21 protein-coding genes are annotated in these 19,297 nt (G+C 60.7%); 12 read left to right on the forward strand and 9 right to left on the reverse strand.

Going from position 1 to position 19,297, the window contains the following annotated elements; translation table 11 throughout:
• The first annotated feature begins 152 nt into the window (after positions 1–152).
• From NUV89_RS18275 to NUV89_RS18310, 8 genes are all read left to right on the forward strand, one after another.
• A complete protein-coding gene (locus NUV89_RS18275; protein ID WP_257782406.1) occupies positions 153–1,301 on the forward strand; it encodes an iron-containing alcohol dehydrogenase in 1,149 nt (382 codons plus the stop codon).
• A gap of 84 nt (positions 1,302–1,385) precedes the next feature.
• A complete protein-coding gene (gene rpe / locus NUV89_RS18280) occupies positions 1,386–2,060 on the forward strand; it encodes a ribulose-phosphate 3-epimerase (RefSeq protein ID WP_257782407.1) in 675 nt (224 codons plus the stop codon).
• On the forward strand, positions 2,057–2,875 hold the full coding sequence (locus NUV89_RS18285; RefSeq protein ID WP_124529325.1) for a phosphoglycolate phosphatase: 819 nt from the start codon (positions 2,057–2,059) through the stop codon (positions 2,873–2,875). The genes rpe and NUV89_RS18285 overlap by 4 nt, the downstream gene beginning before the upstream one ends.
• A 69-nt stretch (positions 2,876–2,944) precedes the next feature.
• Complete coding sequence (gene trpE, locus NUV89_RS18290; RefSeq protein WP_017739616.1) at positions 2,945–4,426, forward strand: anthranilate synthase component I; 1,482 nt, start codon at positions 2,945–2,947, stop codon at positions 4,424–4,426.
• Between the two features lie 10 nt (positions 4,427–4,436).
• A complete protein-coding gene (locus NUV89_RS18295; RefSeq protein ID WP_257782408.1) occupies positions 4,437–5,030 on the forward strand; it encodes an aminodeoxychorismate/anthranilate synthase component II in 594 nt (197 codons plus the stop codon).
• Positions 5,031–5,039: 9 nt separating this feature from the next.
• On the forward strand, positions 5,040–6,089 hold the full coding sequence (gene trpD, locus NUV89_RS18300) for an anthranilate phosphoribosyltransferase (RefSeq protein ID WP_017739618.1): 1,050 nt from the start codon (positions 5,040–5,042) through the stop codon (positions 6,087–6,089).
• Complete coding sequence (gene trpC / locus NUV89_RS18305) at positions 6,086–6,922, forward strand: indole-3-glycerol phosphate synthase TrpC (RefSeq protein ID WP_207045031.1); 837 nt, start codon at positions 6,086–6,088, stop codon at positions 6,920–6,922. Before trpD ends, trpC begins: the two co-directional genes overlap by 4 nt.
• Before the next feature lie 162 nt (positions 6,923–7,084).
• The gene (locus NUV89_RS18310; RefSeq protein WP_257782409.1) at positions 7,085–7,780 is read left to right on the forward strand and encodes a lipoate--protein ligase family protein; all 696 of its coding nucleotides are present in this window, start codon (positions 7,085–7,087) and stop codon (positions 7,778–7,780) included.
• Here the strand turns inward: NUV89_RS18310 and crp are convergent.
• Positions 7,777–8,421, reverse strand: a complete 645-nt coding sequence (crp, locus tag NUV89_RS18315; protein ID WP_026137165.1) for a cAMP-activated global transcriptional regulator CRP — start codon at positions 8,419–8,421, stop codon at positions 7,777–7,779. The genes NUV89_RS18310 and crp overlap by 4 nt on opposite strands.
• A 236-nt stretch (positions 8,422–8,657) precedes the next feature.
• Here crp and NUV89_RS18320 point away from each other — a divergent pair, with 236 nt between their 5' ends.
• Positions 8,658–9,080, forward strand: coding sequence for an OsmC family protein (locus NUV89_RS18320; RefSeq protein ID WP_005792019.1), 423 nt, complete (start codon positions 8,658–8,660; stop codon positions 9,078–9,080).
• Between the two features lie 56 nt (positions 9,081–9,136).
• On the opposite strand, the gene coq7 is transcribed toward NUV89_RS18320, so the two are convergent.
• The 6 genes from coq7 to hemJ all read right to left on the reverse strand — a co-directional run bounded on the left by coq7 (position 9,137) and on the right by hemJ (position 13,564).
• Positions 9,137–9,784, reverse strand: coding sequence for a 2-polyprenyl-3-methyl-6-methoxy-1,4-benzoquinone monooxygenase (coq7, locus tag NUV89_RS18325; RefSeq protein WP_017739622.1), 648 nt, complete (start codon positions 9,782–9,784; stop codon positions 9,137–9,139).
• A 111-nt stretch (positions 9,785–9,895) separates the two neighbouring features.
• On the reverse strand, positions 9,896–10,234 hold the full coding sequence (locus tag NUV89_RS18330; protein WP_017739623.1) for a histidine triad nucleotide-binding protein: 339 nt from the start codon (positions 10,232–10,234) through the stop codon (positions 9,896–9,898).
• 46 nt (positions 10,235–10,280) lie between these two features.
• Positions 10,281–11,069, reverse strand: coding sequence for an SDR family oxidoreductase (locus tag NUV89_RS18335; RefSeq protein WP_257782410.1), 789 nt, complete (start codon positions 11,067–11,069; stop codon positions 10,281–10,283).
• 62 nt (positions 11,070–11,131) lie between these two features.
• Entirely contained in the window at positions 11,132–12,079 is a 948-nt protein-coding gene (locus NUV89_RS18340) for a DUF805 domain-containing protein (RefSeq protein ID WP_257782411.1), read from the reverse strand.
• Positions 12,080–12,148: 69 nt separating this feature from the next.
• The gene (locus NUV89_RS18345) at positions 12,149–13,111 is read right to left on the reverse strand and encodes a nitronate monooxygenase family protein (protein ID WP_257782412.1); all 963 of its coding nucleotides are present in this window, start codon (positions 13,109–13,111) and stop codon (positions 12,149–12,151) included.
• Positions 13,112–13,135: 24 nt separating this feature from the next.
• Entirely contained in the window at positions 13,136–13,564 is a 429-nt protein-coding gene (hemJ, locus tag NUV89_RS18350) for a protoporphyrinogen oxidase HemJ (RefSeq protein WP_124529307.1), read from the reverse strand.
• Positions 13,565–13,699: 135 nt separating this feature from the next.
• Here hemJ and argC point away from each other — a divergent pair, with 135 nt between their 5' ends.
• Positions 13,700–14,734: an N-acetyl-gamma-glutamyl-phosphate reductase gene (gene argC, locus NUV89_RS18355; protein WP_010206935.1), complete on the forward strand. Its 1,035-nt coding sequence runs from the start codon at positions 13,700–13,702 to the stop codon at positions 14,732–14,734.
• Positions 14,735–14,898: 164 nt separating this feature from the next.
• Entirely contained in the window at positions 14,899–15,249 is a 351-nt protein-coding gene (gene erpA / locus NUV89_RS18360) for an iron-sulfur cluster insertion protein ErpA (protein ID WP_003176443.1), read from the forward strand.
• A gap of 65 nt (positions 15,250–15,314) precedes the next feature.
• On the opposite strand, the gene NUV89_RS18365 is transcribed toward erpA, so the two are convergent.
• A complete protein-coding gene (locus NUV89_RS18365; RefSeq protein WP_257782413.1) occupies positions 15,315–16,406 on the reverse strand; it encodes an anhydro-N-acetylmuramic acid kinase in 1,092 nt (363 codons plus the stop codon).
• A 3-nt stretch (positions 16,407–16,409) separates the two neighbouring features.
• Positions 16,410–17,819 (reverse strand): peptidoglycan DD-metalloendopeptidase family protein, encoded by a 1,410-nt coding sequence (locus NUV89_RS18370; protein ID WP_257782414.1) that lies wholly within the window; start codon positions 17,817–17,819, stop codon positions 16,410–16,412.
• A 209-nt stretch (positions 17,820–18,028) separates the two neighbouring features.
• Between NUV89_RS18370 and tyrS the strand changes: the two genes are divergently transcribed.
• Positions 18,029–19,228 (forward strand): tyrosine--tRNA ligase, encoded by a 1,200-nt coding sequence (gene tyrS, locus NUV89_RS18375; protein WP_257782415.1) that lies wholly within the window; start codon positions 18,029–18,031, stop codon positions 19,226–19,228.
• Positions 19,229–19,297 lie beyond the last annotated feature (69 nt).

Consider the following 19,297-nt stretch of genomic DNA (forward strand, 5'->3'; position numbering starts at 1 on the left):
TGGGCCAGCTTGCTTATCTGTCGCTGACACACCGCTATCGCAGGCAAGCCAGCTCCCACATTGACCGTGTCCATTCAGAACCTGAATGCTAGGCAACCCAGAATCTCCAGCTACTCTTGTGCCAGCCCATTTCCGAATAGGAGGCCGCGCACATGAGTACTTCCTCATTCAAGATCGCCCACAAACTGCTCACCGGCTCCGGTGCCATCGAACAACTGGCCGCTGAACTCACCCGCCTGGATGTGGACAACCCGCTGATCGTCACCGACGCCGCGCTGGTCAAGTCCGGCACCGTGGCGCTGGCGCTCGAACACCTGGGCGAGCGCAGTTATGAAATCTTCGACCGCGTGCTGCCCGACCCAGAAATCGCCATCGTCGAAGACTGCATGCGCGTGTACCGCGAGGGCGGGCATGACGGCCTGATCGGCGTGGGCGGTGGCAGTGCCATCGACATTGCCAAGAGCGTGGCCGCATATGCCGGTTACCACGGGGCGCTGGCGGATTTGTTCGGCGTTGACCAGGTGCCGCGCAAAGGCCCGCCGTTGATCGCCATTCCGACCACGGCCGGCACCGGCTCGGAAGTGACCAACGTGGCGATTCTTTCCGACAAGGCCGCGCAGCTGAAAAAAGGCATCGTCAGCGACTACCTGTTGCCGGACGTCGCGCTCATCAGCCCGCAAATGACCCTCACCTGTCCGCGCAGCGTGACCGCCGCCAGTGGCGTGGATGCGCTGGTGCATGCCATCGAGTCGTATCTGTCGCTGAATGCTTCGCCGATCACCGACGCGCTGGCCATTGGCGCAATCAAGCTGATCGCCAAGGCGCTGCCCAAGGCCTACGCCAACCCGTCCAACCTGCAGGCCCGCGACGATATGGCCACGGCGAGCCTGATGGCCGGTATGGCCTTCGGCAATGCCGGGGTCGGCGCGGTGCATGCGTTGGCGTACCCGCTGGGCGGGCGTTTCAATATCGCCCATGGCGTGAGCAATGCCTTGCTGCTGCCCTACGTGATGCACTGGAACAAGCAGGCCTGCGTGGAGCGCATGCAGGAGATTGCCCAGGCCATGGGCGTGAACGTCAGCGGCCTGAGTGTCAATGATGCGGCCGACCAGGCCGTCGCGGCGATGACGCGACTGTGTGCCGCAGTGGAGATCCCGGCGGGGCTGCGCAGCTTCGGCGTGCCCGAGGAGGCAATCCCCGCCATGGCCAGCGAAGCGGCGGGCATTGAGCGGCTGATGCGCAATAATCCGCGCAAGCTCAGCGCGGCCGATATCGAGAAAATCTACCGGGCTGCCTACTAGCCATTGAGCCAGGTCACGGTGCGCGCGGCAAAGCATGCGGTATACAATGCGCGCCATCGTGATTTAGCTCAGAAAAGGTGCGTCATGCAGCCCTTCGTAATTGCTCCATCGATTCTCTCCGCCGACTTCGCCCGCCTGGGTGAGGAAGTGGACAACGTGTTGGCCGCTGGCGCCGACTTCGTGCACTTCGATGTCATGGACAACCACTACGTGCCCAACCTGACCATCGGCCCGATGGTCTGCGCGGCGCTGCGCAAGTACGGCGTCACCGCGCCGATTGACGCGCACCTGATGGTCAGCCCGGTGGACCGCATCGTCGGTGACTTCATCGAAGCCGGCGCGACCTACATCACCTTCCACCCGGAAGCCACGCTGCACGTGGATCGCAGCCTGCAACTGATCCGCGAAGGCGGCTGCAAGGCGGGCCTGGTGTTCAACCCGGCGACGCCGCTGGACGTGCTCAAGTACGTGATGGACAAGGTCGACATGGTCTTGCTGATGAGCGTCAACCCAGGTTTCGGCGGGCAGAAGTTCATCCCCGGCACCCTCGACAAGCTGCGCGAAGCCCGCGCGCTGATCGATGCGTCTGGCCGTGATATCCGCCTGGAAATCGACGGTGGGGTCAACGTCAACAACATCCGCGAAATCGCCGCCGCTGGCGCCGACACCTTTGTCGCCGGCTCGGCGATCTTCAACGCCCCGAACTACCAGGACGTCATCGACAAGATGCGCGCCGAGCTAGCGCTGGCACGTCCATGAGCGGCTTCGAGCAGCTGTTCCCCGGCAAGCTGCCACGGCTGGTGATGTTCGATCTGGACGGTACCCTGATCGACTCGGTGCCAGATCTTGCCGCCGCGGTGAACGAGATGCTGCTCAAGCTGGGGCGCAAGCCGGTGGCGATCGAGGCCGTGCGCACGTGGGTCGGCAACGGCGTGCAGATGCTGGTGCGCCGGGCCTTGGCCAATGATATCGAGGCCGACGGTGTCGATGAGGTCGAGGCCGAGCACGCCCTGGAACTGTTCAACGCCGCCTATGAAGACGGCCACGAACTGACCGTGGTCTACCCCGGCGTGCGCGACACCCTCAAATGGCTGAGCAAGCAGGGTGTGGAAATGGCCCTTATCACCAACAAGCCGGAGCGCTTTGTCGCGCCGCTGTTGGACCAGATGAAAATCGGCCGGTATTTCCGCTGGATCATCGGTGGCGATACATTGCCGCAGAAGAAACCCGACCCGGCGGCGCTGTTTTTCGTGATGAAAATGGCGAATATTCCGGCGTCGCAGTCGCTGTTTGTCGGCGATTCGCGCAGCGATGTGCTGGCGGCAAAGGCGGCTGGCGTGCAGTGCGTAGCCTTGAGCTATGGCTATAACCATGGCCGGCCCATCGCCGAAGAGTCGCCGTCGCTGGTGATTGATGACCTGCGATTGCTAATCCCCGGTTGCTTGGGAGCGGGCGCTGAGATAACGTTGCCCGACACCGATCCGTCCCCTTCTGGAAATCCCATCGTGGTGGTCACTCGCAAACTCTGGATGAAAGTCATCAAGGCCCTGGCCCGCTGGCGTTGGCGCGCCTGACTGATTCCGGCCGCGCACTGCGGCACGTTTGCATACCTGACTGTTAGACCCTCACGCCACGAGGCACACATGATCCGCGAAGAATTCCTGCGTTTGGCCGCTGCCGGCTATAACCGTATCCCCCTGGCCTGCGAAACCCTGGCCGACTTCGACACGCCGCTGTCGATCTACTTGAAACTGGCCGACGAGCCCAATTCCTACCTGCTGGAATCGGTACAGGGCGGCGAGAAGTGGGGCCGTTATTCGATCATCGGCCTGCCGTGCCGCACCGTCATGCGGGTTCACGACCACCATGTGAGCATCACCCATGATGGCGTCGAGATCGAAAGCCACGACGTAGAAGACCCGCTGGCCTTTGTCGAAACCTTCAAGGCGCGCTACAACGTGCCAACCATTCCTGGCTTGCCGCGTTTCAACGGCGGCCTGGTGGGTTATTTCGGTTACGACTGTGTGCGTTACGTGGAAAAGCGCCTGGGCAAATGCCCGAACCCGGACCCGCTGGGCGTGCCGGACATCCTGCTGATGGTCTCCGACGCGGTCGTCGTCTTCGACAACCTCGCCGGCAAGATGCACGCGATTGTGCTGGCTGACCCGTCCCAGGCGGACGCCTTCGAGCAAGGCCAGGCCAGCCTCGAAGCGCTGCTGGAAAAACTGCGCCAACCGATCACCCCGCGTCGCGGCCTGGACCTCAGTCGGCCGCCGGCGGCCGACCCGGTGTTCCGCTCCAGCTTTACCCAGGATGACTACGAGCGCGCCGTCGATACCATCAAGGAATACATCCTCGCCGGTGACTGCATGCAGGTCGTTCCGTCGCAACGTATGTCCATCGACTTCAAGGCCGCGCCGATCGATCTGTATCGCGCCCTGCGTTGCTTCAACCCGACGCCGTACATGTACTTCTTCAACTTTGGCGACTTCCACGTGGTGGGCAGCTCGCCGGAAGTGCTGGTGCGTGTCGAAGACAACCTGATTACCGTGCGCCCGATTGCTGGCACGCGCCCACGTGGCGCGACCGAAGAAGAGGACGTGGCGCTGGAAAAAGACCTGCTCAGCGACGACAAGGAAATCGCCGAGCACCTGATGCTTATCGACCTGGGCCGCAACGACACCGGGCGTGTCTCGGAAATCGGTTCGGTGAAGCTCACCGAGAAGATGGTCATCGAGCGTTATTCCAACGTGATGCACATTGTGTCCAACGTCACCGGCGAGCTGAAAGCTGGCTTGACCGCGATGGATGCACTGCGCGCGATTCTGCCGGCCGGCACCTTGTCGGGTGCGCCAAAGATCCGCGCGATGGAAATCATCGATGAGCTGGAGCCGGTCAAGCGCGGTGTCTACGGCGGCGCCGTGGGGTATTTCGCCTGGAACGGCAACATGGACACGGCGATTGCGATCCGCACTGCCGTGATCAAGGACGGGGAGCTGCACGTGCAGGCCGGTGGCGGGATTGTCGCCGACTCGGTGCCGGCCCTCGAATGGGAAGAAACCCTGAACAAGCGCCGCGCGATGTTCCGCGCCGTTGCGCTGGCTGAACAGACCCCCAATTCCTGAGGCTTGCCCCATGTTGCTGATGATTGATAACTACGACTCCTTTACCTACAACGTTGTGCAGTACCTGGGCGAGCTCGGTGCCGAGGTCAAGGTGGTGCGCAACGACGAAATGACCGTGGCCGAAATCGCCGCCCTGAACCCGGAGCGCATCGTGGTTTCGCCGGGGCCGTGCACGCCGACCGAGGCGGGTATTTCCCTCGAAGCGATCCAGTATTTCGCCGGCAAACTGCCGATCCTCGGCGTGTGCCTGGGCCACCAGTCCATCGGCCAGGCCTTTGGCGGTGACGTGGTGCGCGCGCGCCAGGTGATGCACGGCAAGACCAGCCCGGTGTTCCATCATGATCTGGGCGTATTCCATGGGCTTAACTTGCCGGTGACCGTGACCCGCTACCATTCGTTGGTGGTCAAGCGCGAAACCCTGCCAGATTGCCTGGAGCTGACCGCCTGGACCCAACTGGAAGACGGCTCGGTCGATGAAATCATGGGCCTGCGCCACAAGACACTGAATGTCGAAGGGGTGCAATTCCACCCTGAATCGATCCTGACCGAGCAGGGCTACGAGCTGTTCGCCAACTTTCTCAAGCAGAGCGGCGGCACGCGCTAAGGACTTTCCATGGATATCAAGACTGCCCTGAGCCGTATCGTCGGCCACCTGGACCTGAGCACCGCTGAAATGAGCGATGTGATGCGCGAGATCATGACCGGTCAATGCACCGACGCACAGATCGGCGCGTTCATGATGGCCATGCGCATGAAGAGCGAGAGCATCGACGAGATCGTCGGCGCCGTGTCGGTGATGCGCGAGCTGGCGGATAAGGTCGAGCTCAAGACCCTCGACGGTGTGGTCGATGTGGTCGGCACCGGTGGTGACGGTGCGAACATCTTCAACGTGTCGACGGCGTCTTCTTTTGTCGTCGCGGCGGCGGGTTGCACCGTGGCCAAGCACGGTAACCGTGCGGTGTCCGGCAAGAGCGGCAGTGCCGACCTGCTGGAGGCGGCCGGCATCTACCTGAACCTCACGCCAGTACAAGTGGCGCGGTGCATCGACAACGTCGGCATTGGCTTCATGTTTGCCCAGACCCACCACAGTGCGATGAAGTACGCCGCTGGCCCGCGTAAAGACCTTGGCCTGCGCACCCTGTTCAACATGCTCGGCCCGCTTACGAATCCGGCCGGTGTGAAACACCAGGTAGTCGGTGTGTTCAGCCAGGCGCTGTGCCGGCCATTGGCCGAAGTGTTGCAGCGTCTGGGCAGCAAGCATGTGCTGGTGGTGCATTCCAAGGATGGCCTGGACGAGTTCAGCCTGGCGGCGCCGACCTTTGTGGCGGAGCTGAAGAATGATCAGGTCACCGAATACTGGGTCGAGCCTGAAGACCTGGGCATGAAGAGCCAGAGCTTGCACGGCCTGGCGGTGGAAAGCCCGGCGGCTTCGCTTGAACTGATTCGTGATGCCCTGGGGCGTCGCAAGACCGAGAACGGTCAAAAAGCGGCAGAGATGATTGTTCTGAATGCTGGCGCGGCACTTTATGCGGCCGACCACGCCTATAGTCTTAAAGAAGGTGTGGCCTTGGCCCACGATGCGCTGCACACCGGCCTGGCTCGCGAGAAGCTCGAAGAGCTGGGAGCCTTCACCGCAGTATTCAAGATGGAGAATGAAGGATGAGTGTGCCAACCGTTCTGGAAAAGATCCTGGCCCGCAAAGCCGAAGAGGTGGCCGAGCGCCGCGCCCGCGTCAGCCTCGCCGAGCTGGAAGCCCAGGCGAAGCTTGCCGATGCACCGCGTGGTTTCGCCAATGCCTTGATCGCCCAGGCCAAGCTCAAGCAGCCGGCGGTGATCGCCGAGATCAAGAAGGCTTCGCCGAGCAAAGGCGTGATCCGTGAAAACTTCGTCCCGTCGGAAATCGCCGTCAGCTATGAGAAGGGCGGCGCGACGTGCCTGTCCGTGTTGACCGATATCGACTACTTCCAGGGTTGCGACCTATTCCTGCAACAGGCCCGCGCCGCGTGCAAGCTGCCGGTGATCCGCAAGGACTTCATGGTTGACCCGTACCAGATCGTCGAAGCCCGCGCCCTGGGCGCCGACTGTGTGCTGCTGATCGTCTCCGCACTGGATGACGTGAAGATGGCCGAGTTGGCGGCCGTGGCCAAAAGCGTCGGTTTGGATGTGCTGGTGGAAGTGCACGACGGCGATGAGCTGGAGCGCGCACTGAAAACCCTCGACACACCGCTGGTGGGGGTCAACAACCGCAACCTGCACACCTTTGAGGTCAGCCTGGAAAACACCCTCGACCTGCTGCCGCGCATTCCGCGCGACCGCTTGGTGATTACCGAAAGCGGCATCGTCAACCGTGCCGATGTGGAACTGATGGAAATCAGCGGGGTGTATTCGTTCCTGGTGGGCGAGACCTTCATGCGCGCCGAGAACCCGGGGGCGGAGTTGCAGCGCCTGTTCTTCCCGGAGCGGGGCGTGGCGGTCAGTGGTTCGACCCTCGACTGATTTGAATTGCGGTCAGTGGGTGGAATGCATTCCCCTGTGGGAGCGGGCTTGCCCGCGAAAGCGGAGTGTCAGTCGCCACATGTGCAGGCTGATCCACCGCCTTCGCGGGCAAGCCCGTTCCCACATTTGGATGTGTATTTCTGTCAGAAAGGTAGGTGTTTGATGGTTAAGCCGGTAGCGATGACTGTTGAAGCTGGGCTTGCTGCGGAGCAAGACCTGTTGGCCGCCGTCTGCGCCGGCGATCAGGACTACGGCCTGCTGTTCTGGCAACCCAACGATCAAGCCTTGGTCATGCCGCGTCGTTTGAGTCGCTTGCCGGCGTTCGAGACCGCCAGCCAGGTGTCGGCAGAGGCCGGTTGGCCGGTGTTGTTGCGGGAAACCGGTGGCGAGCCCGTGCCGCAATCGTCGGCCACGGTCAACATTGCCCTGGTCTACGCACCGCCACGCAGTGAAGGCGACCAGAATCGTATCGAAACCGGTTACTTGCGCCTCTGTCAGCCCATCTGCGATCTGCTGATCGAGTTGGGGGGCGATGCGTCTGTGGGTGAAATCGACGGTGCGTTCTGCGACGGTCGCTATAACGTCAATCTCAATGGCCGGAAAATGGTCGGCACTGCCCAGCGCTGGCGCCAAAGTGGCGGCCGCCCCGTGGGGTTGGTGCACGGTGCGCTGTTGCTGGACGGCGACCGTGAAGAACTGATAGCGGCGGTCAACCGCTTCAACCAAGCCTGCGGCCTCGACCAGCGGGTGCGGGCCGACAGCCATATCGCCCTGCACGAAGTCTTTCCCGCGCCGGATGCGATCAGCCGGCTGGACACCTTGTATCGTCAGATGCTGGCCGGCTTCCTGGCGGTTTAGCGGGTACCGAACACCACCATCGTCTTGCCTTTGACGTTGACCAGGTTGCGCTCTTCCAGATCCTTGAGCACGCGGCCGACCATTTCCCGTGAACACCCGACAATACGCCCGATTTCCTGGCGCGTGACTTTGATCTGCATGCCATCGGGGTGGGTCATGGCGTCGGGTTGCTTGCACAGGTCCAGCAAGCAGCGGGCCACGCGTCCGGTGACGTCAAAGAACGCCAGGTCGCCAACCTTGCGTGTGGTGTCCCGCAGGCGCTGGGCAATCTGGCCGCTGAGGGCGTAGAGAATGTCCGGGTCTTGCTGGGCCAGTTCGCGGAATTTGCTGTAGCTGATCTCAGCCACTTCGCACTCGACCTTGGCCCGCACCCAGGCGCTACGCTCCTGCTCTTTGCCGGCTTGTTCAAACAGCCCCAGTTCGCCAAAGAAATCGCCAGTGTTGAGGTAGGCGATAATCATCTCGCGGCCGTCCTCGTCCTCGATCAGGATGGTGACCGAGCCCTTGATGATAAAAAACAGCGTTTCGGAGCGTTCGCCGGCGCAGATGATGTTGTGCTTGGCCGGATAGCGTCGGCGTTGGCAGTGCATCAACAGCTTGTCGAGATTCTTTATCTTGGGTATGGGCGTAAGGGCAACCATGGTTGTATCCCGGAAGACAGCGCGAAGTTGTTGTATTCGTGGGTATCGGCATTGATACAGGTTGTATAAATGCTAGCAATACGCCATCGATTTGGCGCCAGCTTAACAGACACATTCTGACTCGATTAGCCAATTTACCGAGTAAACCCTGCTATTGATCGCTTTGATGGGAAACGCTGTCGCGATCAGGCCCTGTGCTAAGCTGGCGACCCTTTTTTAGCAGTGGAGTCTGGGCGATGAAGGCACGCATCCAATGGGCGGGCGAAGCCATGTTCCTCGGTGAGTCGGGCAGTGGCCATGTAGTGGTCATGGATGGCCCGCCGGAAGCCGGTGGCCGTAACCTGGGCGTACGCCCGATGGAAATGCTCCTGCTTGGTGTAGGCGGTTGCAGCAATTTCGACGTGGTCAGCATCCTGAAGAAGTCCCGCCAGGCCGTGGAAAGCTGCGAAGCCTTCCTGGAAGCCGAGCGCGCCACTGAAGATCCCAAGGTATTTACCAAGATCCACATGCATTTTGTGGTGAAGGGCCGGGCGCTGAAGGAGGCCCAGGTCAAGCGTGCCATCGAGCTGTCGGCCGAGAAGTACTGCTCGGCGTCGATCATGCTCGGCGCGGCCGGTGTGGCCATCACCCATGATTACGAGATCATCGAGCTGGGTTGATCGCTAAATCGTTGGCCAAAAGAAAGGGCGCTCTTAAAGCGCCCTTTTTTGCGGATTTAAATCCGATACGTGCTTTTGGTCATGACCTTGGCCAACAGGCTCATGCCGAACCGCACCGGCGCCGGGAAGCGGAAACCACCGGCATCCAGCGCGCTTTCTGCGTGGTGTTCTTCATCGATGCGCATTTGCTCAAGGATGGCGCGGGACTTTTCGTCTTCGGCCGGCAATTGCTCAAGGTGTTCGTCCAGGTGTTTGCATACCTGATGTTCGGTCGCGGCGACAAACCCCAGGCTGACCTTGTCGCTGATCAGCCCGGCGGCGGCGCCGATACCAAACGACAAACCGTAGAACAGCGGGTTGAGCACGCTGGGATGGCTGCCGAGCTGGCGAATACGTTGCTCGCACCAGGCCAGGTGGTCGATTTCTTCCTCGGCGGCATGTTCCATGGCTGCGCGTACTTGCGGCAGCTTGGCCGTCAGCGCCTGGCCCTGGTACAGCGCCTGGGCACAGACTTCGCCGGTATGGTTGATGCGCATCAGGCCGGCGACGTGGCGGGTGTCGGTCTCGCTCATCTGCGCGTCGGGCTGCACGATGGCGGGCGAGGGGCGATACGGCTGGCCGCTGAACGGCAGCAGCGTGCGCATGGCCATGTCGGCTTGCAGCAACAGACGGTCAATCGGCGAGTAGTGACGTTGGGTAGTCATGCTGACCTCCGGGAAGAATCTCGGCGGCCAGTTTACCGCAAGAGAAGGTGAAGCGTTTGCGCTGAGTCAATTTGCCCTGATGGTGAGGGAGCAAGCTCCCTCAGGGGGAAATCAACCCGGCGGCCAGTTCATCTGGCGCTGACCCAGCACATGCATATGAATGTGATAAACGGTCTGCCCGCCTTTCGGGTTGCAGTTCATCACCACGCGGAAACCTTCCTCGCAACCTTGCTCCAGCGCCAGGCGCTGGGCGGTGAACAAGATATGGCCGGCCAGGGCTTTGTCTTCTTCGGTCAGGTCATTGAGGGTGGGGATGTGTTTCTTCGGGATGACCAGGAAATGCACAGGTGCTGCCGGATGGATGTCCTTGAAGGCCAGGACTTGATCATCTTCGTAGATGATGTCCGCCGGTATTTCCCGGTTGATGATCTTGGTGAACAGAGTATCCACAGCGGTTTCTCCATGTTGAATAGGCAGGGTGAGTGTACTCAGGCGCTCAGCGTGGGCAATAGGCCTTGTTGATTGCGCCGGCAATCTTGCGGGTCAGCCAGCGTGGGCTGAGACGTGGGCTGAAGGCGAGCCAGCGGTTGCGGCGGCCGGGAATGATGATGGCTTGGTTTTTTTCCAGGGCGCGTACGGTGAACAGCGCCACTTCTTCCGGGCTCATCAGTTTTTCACTGCGGTCGAGCTTGGCGGTGTCCATTTGCGCGGTGCCGAAGAACGCGGTGCGTGTGGGGCCGGGGCAGAGCACCGAGACCTTGATGCCGCAGGTTTTCAATTCTTCGCGCAAGCCTTCGGAGAAGTGCAGCACGTAGGCCTTGCTGGCGTAGTAACTGCTCATCCACGGGCCGGGCTGAAAGGCGGCCACCGAGGCGACATTGAGAATCTGCCCACCACCGTGCAACGCCATGGAGTTGCCCAAGGCGTGGCACATGCGGGTCAGTGCGAGGATGTTGACTTCGATCAGGTCTTGTTCGGTCATCCAGTCCTGGGCCAGGAACGGCCCGCTGGTGCCGATGCCGGCACAGTTGACCAGCAGGTCGATTTGCCGCTCGCCTTCTTCAAGCTCCAGCAGAAACCCGGACAAACGTAGCGGCTCACCCAGGTCGCAGGCACGAAACAGCACCTCGACGCCGAAACGTTGAGTCAATTCGAGTGCAATGCTTTCCAACTGATCACGCTGGCGGGCCACCAGAATCAAGCTGCGGCCGCGGCGGGCGAGGGCTTCGGCCAAAGCCAGGCCGATGCCGCTGGAGGCACCGGTGATCAGAGCGTAACGGGTCATGCCTTTCTCCATCGCAACGCCGCCGAGCCTGTGACAGAGGCATCACAGGCGGCGGGCGTTTCTTACTGTTCTGGAGAGTCTACAGGTTCGGCTGCTTCGTCAGCACTTTGCGCGTCGTCTTCCTCAACGATCACGCTCTGGTCGGTGTCGGCATCGGAGGTGATGGAGCTGCTTTCGTAGCTGCTGTCGATGTTGGCGCCGAGTTGATCGAGGTAGCCGTACATGCTCAACGTGACCATGATGGCAAGCATCACGGGAATAAACGCCAGCCACAGCGTGGCCAGGACTTTTACCGCAGTCGAGTTGCGCGGTGGCGGCGCGCCGTACTGGTTGGCACCGGCGTTGCCTGGAAGCACCAGCAGCAGAATGGCGAAGACGGTGTTGACGACCGGCACCAGGTTCAGCGCGTACAACCATCCAGACCAGCCCAGGTCATGCAAGCGCTGCACGCTGATGAGTATGCTGATCCAGAACATCGCGACGATCAGCGCGAGCCACAGCAGCGGGCCGACAATCATGGCGACCAACGGAGAGGCGACCGATATGGCGGCACCCACGGTGATGATAATGCCGGCCGCAAAGAGCATCGCGACACTCATCACCAACATCCACGCCAGGTAGCGCAGGCGGCCAATACGCCCGTTGAGGGTGAAGACGTTGAGGGTGGCGTACTCCGGCAAGTCATCACCTACGGCAGCACGCGGCGGTGCGTAGGGGGATGCGCCAGGCGCAGTCGAATCGGTCTCATGGGTTTCGGCAAGGCTGAATGCCACGGGCTGCTCGGCTTCGATGCGGGCATCGACCCCGGCGCTTTTCAGTGCATTGAGATAGGTTTCGGCATCAGGGCGGGACAGGTCGCGTTTCAGCGCGACTGTGCGGCCGGTAAAGAGCTTCTCGATCGCCTCGACGTCACTTTTGAACAGCTCGGCCAGGTTCAGTTTGGCAGTGGTGCTTTCGACCCCCGGGAGCAAGGCTCCATCAAACACAATCTTGAAACGGTTGTCGCTCATGCGGGCTTCCTTGTCACTTAATCGGGGAGGTAATGCAGGCCTGCTCAAGCGGCAGGCCTTGCGGTTGGGTCAGCGTGGCCAGCGCAATTGTACCGCCTGTTCGCGTGCCTTGCGGTATTCGGCATCCAGGCGGGCAACGAGTTCATCGACGCTAGGCAGGTCGTCGATCTCCCCAACGCCTTGGCCGGCCGACCAGACAGTCTTCCAGGCCTTGGCTTCGTCGCTCAACGGCTTGAGCTTGGAACCGAAGTTGACCTCACCTTTGCCTTGCAGCGCAGCGAGGTCGAAACCGGCGTTTTCCAGGCTCTGGCGCATAAAGCTGGCGGGCACGCCGGAGACTGCGGGAGTGTGCACGATGTCGGCGGCGCGCGATGTGAGCAGCATCTCTTTATAGGCATCCGGGGCGTGGCTTTCGGTGGTGCCGATAAAGCGCGTGCCAAAATACGCCAGGTCAGCGCCCAGCAATTGAGCCGCGAGGACTTCGTGGCCGTGGTTGAGGCAACCGGCCAGCAGCAGGGTTTTGTCGAAGAACTGACGAATCTCGGCGATCAGCGCGAACGGGCTCCAGGTGCCGGCGTGGCCACCGGCGCCGGCGGCCACGGCGATCAGGCCATCCACGCCGGCTTCAGCGGCTTTCTCGGCATGCCGCCGGGTGGTCACGTCGTGGAACACCAGGCCGCCGTAGCTGTGCACGGCATCGACCAGTTCCTTCACCGCGCCGAGGCTGGTGATGACAATCGGCACCTTGTGTTCGACGCAGATCGCCAGGTCGGCCTCCAGCCGTGGGTTGCTGTGGTGCACGATCAGGTTAACGGCGTAGGGCGCGGGGTTGTCCAACTGCGCCAGGCCCGCTTCGATTTCCTCCAGCCAGGCCTTGAAACCACTGCTTTCGCGTTGGTTGAGCGCGGGGAAACTCCCGACGACGCCATTGCGGCAGCAGGCCAGGACCAGTTGCGGGTTGGAAATCAGAAACATCGGCGCGACCACCACCGGCAGGCGCAGACGTTGTTCAAGCAAAGCGGGCAGCGACATTGGAGTTACCCCGTGTGATTGAAGTTAGAACGGTTTGACCACGACCAAAATTACGATAGCCAGCAATATCAGAACCGGGACTTCATTGAACCAGCGATAAAAGACATGGCTGCGGGTGTTTTCGCCACGGGCAAAGCGTTTTACCTGCGCGCCGCACATGTGGTGGTAGCCAATCAGCAGCACGACCAGGGTGAGCTTGGCGTGGATCCAGCCGCCCGACTGAAAGATGCTCGGGTTCAGGTAGATCAGCCAGCCGCCAAACACCAGTGTGGCCACACTCGCCGGGCCCATGATGCCGCGATACAGCTTGCGCTCCATCAGGCTGAAGCGTTCCTTGCTGACGGTGTCTTCGCTTTGCGCGTGGTAGACGAACAGGCGCGGCAGGTAGAACAGCCCGGCAAACCAGCAGACGATGCTGATGATGTGGAAGGCTTTGACCCATAGATAAAGCATTTTTAGTTATTCCCAGGTTCACGGTAGGGGCGATAGTAGTGGCTCATGCGCCCGTACGTCACGTTGACGGTTGTCGCAGGGCGATACGGCCCCTATTATCGTCGGCTTTCCAGTGGGTTCGTTGAGGGCAGGTTTATGGTCAAGGTCGGTATCGTCGGCGGCACGGGTTACACCGGTGTCGAATTGCTGCGTCTGTTGGCACAGCATCCGCAGGCAGAGGTGGTGGTCATCACTTCCCGATCCGAGGCTGGGCTGGCCGTGGCCGATATGTACCCGAACCTGCGAGGCCACTATGACGGCCTGGCGTTCAGCGTGCCGGACATCAAGACCCTGGGCGCTTGCGATGTGGTGTTCTTCGCCACGCCGCACGGGGTTGCCCATGCACTGGCCGGTGAGTTGCTGGCGGCGGGCACCAAGGTCATCGACCTGTCGGCGGACTTCCGTCTGCAGGACGCTGATGAGTGGGCCAAGTGGTACGGCCAGCCTCACGGCGCCCCGGAGCTGCTTGAAGAAGCGGTATACGGCCTGCCGGAAGTCAATCGTGAGCAGATCAAGCAGGCGCGCTTGATTGCGGTGCCGGGTTGCTACCCGACCGCTACGCAGTTGGGTTTCCTGCCGTTGCTGGAAGCCGGGCTGGCGGATGCATCGCGGTTGATCGCTGACTGCAAGTCGGGCGTCAGCGGTGCTGGTCGTGGTGCTGCGGTAGGCTCGCTCTACTCCGAGACGTCGGAAAGCATGAAGGCCTACGCAGTAAAAGGGCATCGTCACTTACCGGAAATCCGCCAAGGGCTGCGTCGCGCAGCCGGCAAGGATGTGGGGTTGACGTTCGTGCCGCACCTGACGCCGATGATCCGTGGCATTCACTCCACGCTGTACGCAACCGTGGTCGATCGCTCGGTGGACCTGCAGGCGCTGTTTGAAAAGCGTTATGCCAACGAACCGTTCGTCGATGTGATGCCGGCGGGCAGCCACCCGGAAACCCGTAGCGTGCGCGGTGCCAACGTGTGCCGTATCGCCGTGCACCGTCCTCAGGACGGCGACCTGGTGGTGGTGTTGTCGGTGATCGACAACCTGGTCAAGGGTGCGTCGGGCCAGGCGGTGCAGAACATGAACATCTTGTTCGGCCTGGATGAGAAGCTGGGCTTGTCCCACGCGGGCATGTTGCCTTAAGGCATTTAGATGGTTGCGCAAAAGGCCCGTGATCGGGCCTTTTGTGTTTTTAATGGCCGCGGCGCAGATTGATATACCGTAACAATAGTTGACCGCTTTTCTAGGAGAAGCGGATAATGCCCGCCATTACGCATATGGCGGCGGTACGCCGGGAGATTATCAGCATGAGCGTTGAGTCCTTCACCCCCACGGCTTTGCAATTCACCCACGGTGCTGCGCACAAGGTGAAGAGCCTGGTCGATGAAGAGGGTAATGATCGCTTGAAGCTGCGCGTATTTGTTACGGGCGGCGGTTGTTCAGGGTTTCAGTACGGTTTTACCTTCGATGAAGATGTGGCCGATGACGACACCATCGTCGAGCGCGAGGGCGTGAGCCTGGTCGTGGACCCGATGAGCTTCCAGTACTTGGCGGGTGCCGAGGTGGATTACCAGGAAGGTCTGGAAGGGTCGCGTTTCGTAATCAAGAACCCTAACGCCACCACCACCTGTGGTTGCGGGTCTTCATTCTCGATCTGATCGATAGCGGATACAAAAACGCCGCTTGGCTTTCATAGGCCAAGCGGCGTTTTGCTGTCTGGGGCTCAGGCGGGGTAGATCGCGCCCAATACACGAAGCCCGCGTGCGCCGGTAACGCTGGGGCGGTTGGCGGCGATGCCTTCAAGGCAGCAATGGGCCAGCCAGGCGAACGCCATCGCTTCGACCCAGTCAGGGTCTACACCATGGGTTGCGGTGCTGCTGACCTGGGTTGCGGGGAGCAGCGCCGCCAGACGATTCATCAATGTCGAGTTGTGCGCGCCACCCCCACAGACCAGCAGGGTTTCGGTCTGGGGTTGCGCCGTTTGCAGGGACTCGACGATGGTCAGGGCGGTTAGCTCCAGCAGGGTGGCCTGGACGTCCTGGTGCGCGAATACGGGCAAGCGGCCAAGGTGCTGTTGCAGCCATCCCAGGTTGAAGACTTCGCGACCGGTGCTTTTAGGGCCCTTGGTCAGGAAGAAGGGATCGCTGAGCAGGGCGTTGAGTAGCTGGGGCGCGACAGTGCCGCTGGCTGCCCATTGGCCGTCACGGTCGAAGTGTTCGCCGCGCTGTTCATGAATCCAGGCATCCAGCAGCACATTGCCTGGGCCGCAGTCGAATCCGGCTACTGGCTTGCCAGTCTCGATCAGGCTGAGGTTGCTGAAGCCTCCTACGTTCAATACCGCGCGATTGCCGGTGCGTTCACCAAACAGTGCTTCGTGAAAGGCGGGAACCAGCGGGGCGCCTTGGCCACCGGCAGCGACGTCGCGGCTGCGGAAATCGCTGACTACGGTGATGCCTGTCAGCTCGGTGAGCAGGGCAGGGTTGCCGATCTGCACGGTAAAACCGCGAGCGGGCTCATGGCGGATGGTTTGGCCGTGGCTGCCAATCGCGCGAATATCCTCGGGCTTGAGGTTTTGCTGGTCGAGCAAGGCGCAGATGCCTTGGGCGGCGAGCGTCACCCAGTGTTGCTGGGCGATGGCCGAACGGGCGATCTCATCCGGGCCACTGGCGCACAGGCCGAGCAGCTCGTTGCGCAGGGTGGCGGGCATGGGAATGTAGTGAGTGGCGATCAGTTCGATCGCCGGGTCCTGTTTGATCAGGGCGATATCCAGGCCATCGAGGCTGGTCCCGGACATCACACCTATATAGAGCGACATACCTTAACGCTTCGCCGAGGCCAGCAGGGTGGAGCGCTCCTGGTCCATGCGTGCCATCAGTGGCTGGCTCTGTTGCATGAAGCGCGCGCGTTCGGCCTTGGCGATCGGGTCGGCCATCGGCAGCTTCTGGCCCAATGGGTCGACGTGTACGCCGTTGACCTGGAACTCATAGTGCAAGTGCGGGCCGGTGGATAGGCCGGTGGTGCCGATATAGCCGATCACCTGGCCTTGTTTCACGGTGCCGCCAGTCTGCACGCCCTTGGCGAAGCCTTGCATGTGGCCATAAAGCGTACGGTAGGTGTTGCCGTGCTGGATGATGACAGTGTTGCCGTAACCACCGCGGCGGCCGGCCAGCAGGACTTTGCCGTCACCCGCGGCCTTGATCGGCGTACCGCGCGGGGCGGCGTAGTCGACGCCTTTGTGGGCGCGGATTTTGTTCAGAATTGGGTGCTTGCGGCCCATGGAGAAACGCGAGCTAATGCGAGCGAAGTCCACGGGGGTGCGGATGAAGGCCTTGCGCATGCTGTTGCCGTCAGCCGTGTAGTAGCTGCTGTTGCCTTGTTTGTTGGTGTAGCGCACGGCGGTGTAAGTCTTGCCGCGGTTGGTGAAGCGCGCAGAAAGGATATTGCCGGTGCCGACCACCTTGCCGTTGGCGACCTTTTGTTCGTAGATCACGTCGAATTCGTCGCCTTGGCGGATGTCCTGGGCGAAGTCGATGTCGTAGCCAAACACACTGGCCATGTCCATGGTCATGCTGTGGGACAGGCCGGCGCGGGCCGCCGATTGCGACAGAGAACTGTTGATCACGCCGTGGGAATAGGCGGCGCGCATCACGGGCTTGGTGGTGGTGCGGTTGAAGGCGAAGCCTTTGGCGCCTTTGGTCAGGCTGATGCTTTCCAGGTCGCTGACGTTGCTGTGCAGGTTGTTCAACTGGCCGTCGGGAGTCAGTTCGAACTGCAGTTTCTGGCCGTGCTTGAGCTGGGTGAACTGCTTGGCTTGCTTGTCGCTGGCCAGTACTTCGTTGACCGTGGCTGACGGCAGGCCAACCTTTTCGAACAGGGTCGAAAGAGTATCGCCTTTGGCCACTACGACTTCGCGGTGCTGAGGGTTCTTGGCAGCAGGCGCAGGTGGCTCCTGGACTGCTTGCTGGGTCTCTTCAGGACTGCCGTCTATCTGGGCGAACGGTGATTCGGTTGGTGCATTTGTGGCTTGTAGCGTGTCGGAAGCGTCTTGATCTTGTGTCAGTTGTTCAACTGGACTTTCCAGGTCAAGGCTCAGGGATGTTCGTTTGGCTTCTACGTCACTGGAAGGGAATACCAGGAGTGCCAGGCTGAGAAGGGCGGCGATACCACTTGCGGCGAGCAGGTGGGTCTTCGGGTAAAGCGGCGGCGCTTTAGACGGTTCAGTGGTCATAAGTAATTTTGACTTTGAAGATGAAATGGAAAAGATGAATGACATGATGAAGATGAAATAACTGTATAAAATATAACCAAATCATCTGTGGCGCAAGCTCGCGAACGCTGGGCTTGCTGAACGGTGTCCGTGCGCAGGGCAAAACTTGTAATTAGTCCCTGATCTTGTATGGTTGGTTCCCTTTTGAATCTGAGCCTTGCGGGTCTGTTATGAAGTCGGTTGAAGAGCAGCTAGCGCTGATAAAACGTGGTGCGGAAGAACTGTTGGTCGAAGCGGAGCTGATCGAAAAGCTCAAGCGTGGCCAGCCCCTGCGTATTAAAGCCGGCTTTGACCCGACTGCGCCGGACCTTCACCTGGGTCATACCGTGCTTATTAATAAGCTGCGCCAGTTCCAGGAGCTGGGGCATCAGGTCATCTTCCTTATAGGTGACTTCACCGGGATGATCGGTGATCCCAGTGGCAAGAGCGCTACGCGCCCGCCCCTGACGCGCGAGCAAGTGCTCGACAATGCCGAGACCTATAAGACTCAGGTGTTCAAGATTCTTGATCCGGCCAAGACGGAAGTGGCGTTCAACTCCACTTGGATGGATCAGATGGGGCCGGCGGACTTCATTCGCCTGACTTCTCAGTACACTGTCGCGCGCATGCTTGAGCGTGATGACTTCGACAAGCGTTACTCCACCAACCAGCCAATCGCTATTCATGAGTTCCTGTATCCGCTGGTCCAGGGGTATGACTCGGTGGCACTGCGTGCAGACGTTGAGTTGGGTGGCACCGATCAGAAGTTCAACCTGCTGATGGGGCGTGAGCTGCAGCGTGCATATGGGCAGGAAGCTCAGTGCATTCTGACGATGCCGTTGCTGGAAGGGTTGGATGGCGTCAAGAAGATGTCCAAGTCGCTGGGTAACTATGTGGGTATCCAGGAAGCGCCGGGCGTTATGTACGGCAAGTTGGTTTCGATTCCGGATGCATTGATGTGGCGTTACTTCGAGTTGTTGAGCTTCCGCTCGATGGACGAGATCAATGCGCTGCGTGCTGATGTCGAGGCGGGTGCCAATCCGCGTGACGTGAAGATCAAGCTGGCGGAAGAGATTGTTGCGCGTTTCCATGGTGAAGAGGCTGCGGCCAGTGCTCACCGCGCGGCAGGCAATCGTATGAAGGATGGCGAGCTGCCGGATGATCTGCCGGAGGTTGAACTGACTGCTGCAGAGGCTATGCCGATTGCTGCCGTCCTTAATAAGGCAGGGTTGGTGAAGAACTCGGCGGTTGCGCGTGATCTGTTGGGTTCGGGCGGCGTGCGTATAGATGGTGAAGTTGTTGATCGCACCTTTATATACGAGCTGGGCGCTACCCATGTCTGCCAGGCCGGGAAGAAGGCATTTGCGCGCATCACGCTCAGATCCGAATAAATCTGTAATTAAGTGTTGACGGCGAATTGTAACTGTCTATAATTCGCCCCACTTCCGGCGCAGTCGAAA

This window comes from Pseudomonas sp. 18.1.10, from assembly GCF_024655625.1.
GTDB lineage: Bacteria > Pseudomonadota > Gammaproteobacteria > Pseudomonadales > Pseudomonadaceae > Aquipseudomonas.